The organism is Marinobacter sp. UBA2498 (genome assembly GCF_002341575.1).
Taxonomy (GTDB): Bacteria; Pseudomonadota; Gammaproteobacteria; order Pseudomonadales; family Oleiphilaceae; genus Marinobacter; species Marinobacter manganoxydans.
Genome location: NZ_DDOI01000127.1, coordinates 3536 through 9956, shown reverse-complemented (window position 1 = coordinate 9956; position 6421 = coordinate 3536). Strand labels below are relative to the sequence as shown.

Here is a 6421-nt window from a genome sequence, read left to right as displayed (position 1 = left end):
GCTGCACTTTCTCGTCGATGCGCTCCTGCAGGCTATCCAGTTGGCCCTTGAGCTGCTGAATGCGATTCCCTTTGTAGCAGTTGGGGTCGTTCAGGATGGTGCGGATCTGCTCGATCTCATCCCCGGACACATAGATGAAGTTGGGCTCCTGGCTCTGCAGGAAGGACCGAGCCTGGTTGTAGATGTCTTTTTGTGAACCGCCCATAAACTTGCGGATGGGGTCGATGACATCCTCTTTCAGGTCCAGCAGCTGGTCTTCCTGCTTGCCCAATTCCGTCAGGTGCCAGGTGTAGGGCTTTCCGGCGACCTCTTTCAGCGTCACCAGGGCAGGTTTCAAGGCATTGAGAAACGGGTACTGATCGACCTGCGCTATCCGCCGATCCAGGTCGTGGTACATGTCCTGAAAGGCTTCGCCAGCCTCTTTACCCAGGGCCTTGGCTTCGCTGCTGCGGGGCGGGCTGTCGAAGAAGTCCTCGTAGAACGACTTGAGGGCTCGGACCTGAGAGGCGGTGAACTCAATCTGTGGTTCCAGCACCACGTTGCCGTGGCCGTGAGTGTTACGCAGGGCGCGCTCCAGCTCGCTGTCCTCCAGAATGTTCCCGTCGAGACGAACTTCCACCTTGCCACGGGCACACAGGTTGGCCAGGGTGCAGAGAATCGCGGCGTAATACCAGCCGTAGGGTTTGCGTTCGAACTTTTCCAGCAGGCTCTTGAGGGTGGTGCGGACACCGCCCCGATTGTTGCTCTGAATGAACGCCAGCACTTCCTGCTCGGATTCCGCCAGGGCCGTGGCGTCGTTACCGAAAAGGCCATCGTCTGTACGGTTGAGGCAATTGCTGATGTCGTTTTCCGTGTAGGAAACACCGCGCAACATGCGGAGGTTGGGGTAAGCCCGTGAAATCAGCTCATGGAAGCCCCGAATAATGCGGGTCTGGGGGTCCTCATTCGCCACTTCCACATCGGCGCCGCCAATGAGCAACTTGGACTTGCCAATGAGGGTCTGAACCTGCTGCCGGAGCCTGGCCTCGCGCTCACGGTTCTGGAAGCCCTTGTCATTCAGGATCCGTTTGACGGCTTCCTGCTGGGTAACGGAAATGTTCTGCTTGATGTACTTCTCGGTGCGCTTGAACATGAGCAGATCGCGCACCAGGCGCTCGTCCGACGGCATGAGCACAAACAGTTCGTCCGCCTTGTACGTAGAGGCTGTACGGAGCATTTGCTCGTTGTCGGTATGCTCGTGGAACGGGCTGATGACATTGATCGAGAGCTCGTATTCACGCCCATGCAGACGATCATCCAGTTTGCGCGAATAGGAGTAGTCCTGCCCCTGGTTTTGGGAGGAGCCGGCGTCATAGCGAATCTTGCGCTGCTTGATGACGTAGTCGAAAACGATCTTTTCCAATTCGTCCGCAACGTCCGATGACTCAACCTCTGTGTTCTTGATCTCCTGCTCGACGTCCTTTTCCTCGTCCGTCAGGTACTCGTACTGGTCGCCGTTGCGCTGTATGTAGGTCTGTTGCTCCAGAAGGCTCAGGGCTTCTTCGACCTTGGTGCGAAGTGCCGGCAAGTCCTGATCGAAGGCATCCAGCATCAGCACGCAAAGGTTGCGCACCGTGGGCTTGAATTCCTTGACATATTTGACCAGGAACAGGGCCTTCAGCAGCCGGATGGCGAAGGCATTATCGAGGTGGTTCTCGGCCTGAATAATCGCCCGCTGTATTTGTGATTTCAGTGCAGAGCGGATGCCTTCAAACATCAGGTCAAAGGTGGCCAGCTGGCCCACCTCATGGTTGCCGATGTGGATGGCCACCTGCTGGAAAACCCCTAGCATGGAGCGTTCACCGACGGAACTGTGTTTACCCTCGAAGGCGTTGTGCTGCGACAGGTTCTGGATCGCCGATTGAAACAGCGCGAACTGGTAGGGGACGAAGGGGTAGCTGTGGATGAAGTGGTCCCTGTCCCGGAAGTTCCGGTAGGTAGCCGATCCATCCGCGAAGTCAAAGAGGGTTTTGAAGTTGTTCGCCTGTGCGTGGTAGACGTCCGACAGCTGATTGACGCCTTCTTCGGTCTTGGTTAGCAGGCGCTTCTGGATGACCTCTGCCACGTCCGCGCTGGACAGCTTCATGCGGTTATTGAACCGTGCCTGAATTTTCGAGAAGTCGTTGCCTTGTTGCTTGCCCATTTCGCCAACCACGTTTTTCATCTCTTCCTGCGCGGTGACGATAATCCAGGCCCGGCCCCGACACTTGGTGGCGAGGCTCTCGGCAATGGTTTGCAGGTTGGTCATCAGCTTGGTGTTGTCGGCAATGTACTGGCCGACCTCGTCCACAAAGAAGTTCAGACGGAACTCTTTGTGGCCACCCTCTTTTGCCTGCTTCTCGATATAGGCATTCACATTGTCCGCGAAGTCCTCTATCGAAACTCGGTATTCGCTGCGGTACTTGTCCAGAATGCCCGCTGCCGACTGCGGGTCGCCACCGGTCACAGCGGCGTAGGCTTTGGCAATATTGGGGCCTTCCAGAAGGGCTTGCTCCCGGCCTTTCTGCCAGGGGCGGCCGGCGATGGCCTCGTACTCGGCTTTGAACTGCTTGTACAGGCCACGGCCGTCCAGATCGCGCTCAAACTGGGCAATGTGCCCTTGTTTGCCGTAGTAGCCGCACATTTCGTCGAAGACTTTAACGAACACGGCCAGAAGCGCATCGATTTGGGTTTTGCTGATGACATCGGCTTTCTGGTCGATGTTGAACAGAATGCTCTTCGCCGGAATTGAGACAGCTCGCTTCAGGTCGCCCCGGAGAATTTCATTCTCACTGCACTTGGGAAGGAACAGGTCCAGGGTAGTAGCACCGTCCATCTCCCGGTTTTCAAGCAGAAGGGCCAGCATCTTGAGGAGGTGCGACTTACCGGACCCGAAGAAGCCGGAGACCCAGACCCCGTTCGCCCCTTCGTAGTTATTGTAGGCGTCCAGGAACTCTTCGAGGCGTTTCTCGACTTCGTTGGTCAGTACGTATTCTTCGATTTCGAGGCGAAGACTGGCTTCATCGTCGGCTTTGATAACGCCTTCAATGGGGCGGTCAACGGGCTTTAGAAAAATATTCTTCAATGTCATTGTACTTTCCCTTAATGATTACGCCTCGAATCGTATCGTCCGCTCAGGCTTCGTAATGAAAGATGTTGAACGCACGGTAGTACTTGTCGTCATGCAGCCTGCCGAACAGATCCAGCGATGCGCCGGTTTCCAGCGAGTGGGTATAGGAGCCCGGGAAGAACATCACCGTTGGCTGGTCTTTGGCGGTGCTCTGCAAGTTGTTGAGCACGTTGTGGGAGCGTATGTAGGGGAAGACCTCGCCCACCCCTGAGAGAAACAGCACGTCAAACTCAACGGACTGGAGCTTTGCCGCAATAGCGGGCACCAAATGGGCTTCCGGGTCCAGCACTCCCTGTAGCAGTTCTTTCAGCTGATCCTTTGAGACCGTGGGCTCGAGTTCCAACACCTGTTCCCAGATGTCTCTTTCTTTCAAAATATCGACGGCCAGGTCGTACAGATTGATACTCAGGGTCCGGATGCCCGCCTGCTCCAGCCGGTTAACCAACTGCCGCTGAAGACGCTCCATCTCGACCGCTTCTTCAGGCCGGTAGGGGCAGATGAAGAAAGGCACTTCATTACCCAGCCCCTGTTTGTTCAGGAATCGCTGGCCGGAAACCACGCTGAACAGGTGCTGGAGTCGCTCCTGCATCGGCATTTTGGCAATGTCCTTTTTCAAGCTGACATCCCCCTGATATCGGATTCATAGACTGGGAAGTAGAAAAACTCGTCAGGATTGTTCTGACGCAGCAACTCAATCAGCCTGGGGCTTAGCAGTACTGCGTTTATGGTTTTGTCCTTAGCTAACAACCCTGCCTCCCGCAGCATTCTGAACAGGACCTGCCGCAATTTATCGCGCGTTGAGGCGCTGGCATTATCAAGCTCGTCATGCCACTCCGATTTACGGTTGTAGAAGGCATCGAAATCCTCAAAACTGAGATCCAGCTTCATCGCGACAAACCGTTCGTGTAGCACTTCCACCGCAAAGTCCGCGATAAAGCGGTACAGGCGGCACACGGCAACCCACAGAAGGTGAGCCTGGTCCTGGTGGTTTGCCTCGGCCAGGAAAGTCAGTTCGCTTTCGGTCAACGTCTTCAGGCGTGCAATCGCCTCTCTACAGGTGCGCTTCGCCGTGCTTTCCGTTCTGGCCTGTAGCAGGTTGTCATGCAGCGCTTGAGCACGCACCTCATCCCAGTCACGGAGCGACAGGTACAGCTCGGCCAGCTTCACCGATTCGCGGTGATACAGGCTGCCGGACGTGAAAGAGATGCGATACCTGCCTCGGGTCATTCGGAACGCTCACCCTTGCTCGTCTCAGCGGCTCCACCGCCCTTGACCCACTCATCCACTTCGACTTTTTTGAACTTCCAAAATCGCCCCATACGATGGGCGGGCATTGCGTGCTTGTCGATCCAGCGGTACACGGTGTCATTGCTGACACCGAGGTGCTTGCCTATTTCGTCTACGGATAACCAGCGATCTTCCATCTCGGCCATGTTTTCGCTTCCTATGGCCGATGGTGTTGCCACCTTATCTCAGGCGGCACGGTCTCATGGGCGGAACAGCCCTACACTACATTGACTGATCAATATATAGAGGTACCACGCTGCATTCAACCGATTTGACCCGGATAGACCAGCAAAGAACGGCATATATAGCCACCTGAAATCTGGGCGATCCCATCAATAGCCCCACGCAATCAACACCTGCGGTGTGAGCGGCATGCCTTTTACCGCCAAACAGCCCTCATCCCTCCTCGCTTGAGGGGCTTGCACTCCCGCTGGCAGCCTCCTTCAGTCCACCGAGGTGCTCCTCCAGATCTTTCAGGAGGCGTTCGCTTTTCCGCACGATTCGACAAAGCTCCGCCTGGTTGGCATTGAGCCTTCGCAACATCTCAAAACCGGTCTCAGTCTCCATGATGAGCGGTTGCTCCCAATCCTGGGCCCGCGTGAAGGCCGGTTTGTGGTAGCGATACTGACCTTCTTTGCGGATGTATTCACTGAACACCGAGCGGCCTTCACTACCCTTCTTCGGTACAAAGCGATTGTAGTACCAGGACAACTCCAGCTTTCTTTTCCGGAGTCGGACGCGGCAGCCGAAGTGCCCGGGATAGCCGGGTGTCTGGTCGGTACGATGCGCGACGTTGTGGGACCAGAAGTGATCACAGAGCCGCTGCGCCAGATAGCGATATCTGGCTTGCTCCACGTCTGCTTGTTGCTGAATCGCGGCCAGAAATTGGCGGCACTGCCTGATGGCGGCTTCGGTGCCGCGACGATGGTCCAAATTTTGGGCTCGGCTGACCGACTCCCACTCTTCGCAGATTTCCTGGTGAGTCATTCGTTTGCTCATGGCTGGCTCCTCGCTATGGATTTGCCAACAATCGTAATCCGTCGAGTGCTTTGAGCTGCCATGTGCTTTTGTCCTTTTTGGACACAAAGGCGGGGGCGGAGGCAGATTCCTTCCTCCAAGCCATGGGACCTTTCCAATTCCTGTCCACGTAACTATCTGATTTGGGACTTTGCCGCTGCGCTCCCGCGCGCCATGAAATAGCTCGCATGGGCTGAAGGATCCGCGTTCCATTATTCATTTGGGACCCTGGCCTCCCACCTCAGTGACAACACCGGTATCCGGAGGCTTGATGGAACCGGACTGACTGTCGTCGCTACAACAATTCCCACCGCTTCCTCGAGGCACTTACAAGGGGCTTGAAAGAGACCTTTTGGAGCCCCGGTGTGATGCGGGCACGTCCCGTGAAATAACAGGGTCTCGACAAGGCTTTTTGAGAGGCTGTTTTGATCACGTCCAGCATTGACTTTCACATGTGAAAGTCAGCGGGAGTTACCGCTTCATAAAATGATGCCGTGATGATGGCGGCTAGCGGAGACTGTTCACATTTTCGCCAGAATTTATCCAAAAACCGATGGCCGCCACATAGAAAGCGCCTAAACCCTAAAATTTATCCTTTAAATTCAGCGTTTTAATATCTTTTTCTCTTTGCGCCCAAATTGGCCAATTCCACGGTTCTGGTGTGAATTCAGGACTATTCATAATCACTCCTGTCCGTTAAACAACGAATCAGGAGTGGATTATGCAACGACAGTATTTCAACGAGACGAATGAGCGTTTGCTCACCTATGAAGAGGTTTGTGCCGTCACCCAGCTTTCGCAAGCCACGCTTCGACGGTACGTGAAAGCCGGTCGTTTCCCTGCCCCCATAAAGCCAAGCCCGCAAGGAAGGGCCGTCAGGTTCCGGATTCAGGATGTTCGTGACTGGCTAGACCGGCTGTGACGGAGGCGCGAATGAAATATCAATTGAGAGACTCAGGGCTGTACTGC

The 6421-nt window shown here is 55.3% G+C and carries 6 protein-coding genes; 1 reads left to right on the top strand and 5 read right to left on the bottom strand.

The annotated features are described in order from the left end of the window. The 5 genes from brxC to mobI all read right to left on the bottom strand — a co-directional run. The coding region (gene brxC, locus B2W52_RS17795; RefSeq protein WP_286803826.1) for a BREX system P-loop protein BrxC at positions 1–3109 on the bottom strand (3109 nt) is incomplete at its 3' end. 43 nt (positions 3110–3152) lie between these two features. Then, positions 3153–3743 carry a DUF1788 domain-containing protein gene (locus tag B2W52_RS17790; protein WP_339624529.1) on the bottom strand — a complete coding sequence of 197 codons (591 nt, stop codon included), beginning with the start codon at positions 3741–3743 and terminating at the stop codon, positions 3153–3155. A 17-nt stretch (positions 3744–3760) separates the two neighbouring features. Further along, entirely contained in the window at positions 3761–4375 is a 615-nt protein-coding gene (locus tag B2W52_RS17785) for a DUF1819 family protein (RefSeq protein WP_286803824.1), read from the bottom strand. Continuing rightward, the gene (locus B2W52_RS17780) at positions 4372–4581 is read right to left on the bottom strand and encodes a helix-turn-helix domain-containing protein (protein ID WP_008174223.1); all 210 of its coding nucleotides are present in this window, start codon (positions 4579–4581) and stop codon (positions 4372–4374) included. Before B2W52_RS17780 ends, B2W52_RS17785 begins: the two co-directional genes overlap by 4 nt. A 250-nt stretch (positions 4582–4831) precedes the next feature. Continuing rightward, entirely contained in the window at positions 4832–5434 is a 603-nt protein-coding gene (gene mobI / locus B2W52_RS17775; protein WP_273073165.1) for a conjugative transfer protein MobI(A/C), read from the bottom strand. A gap of 739 nt (positions 5435–6173) precedes the next feature. Here mobI and B2W52_RS17770 point away from each other — a divergent pair. After that, positions 6174–6374, top strand: coding sequence for a helix-turn-helix transcriptional regulator (locus B2W52_RS17770; RefSeq protein ID WP_008174219.1), 201 nt, complete (start codon positions 6174–6176; stop codon positions 6372–6374). Positions 6375–6421: the final 47 nt, after the last annotated feature.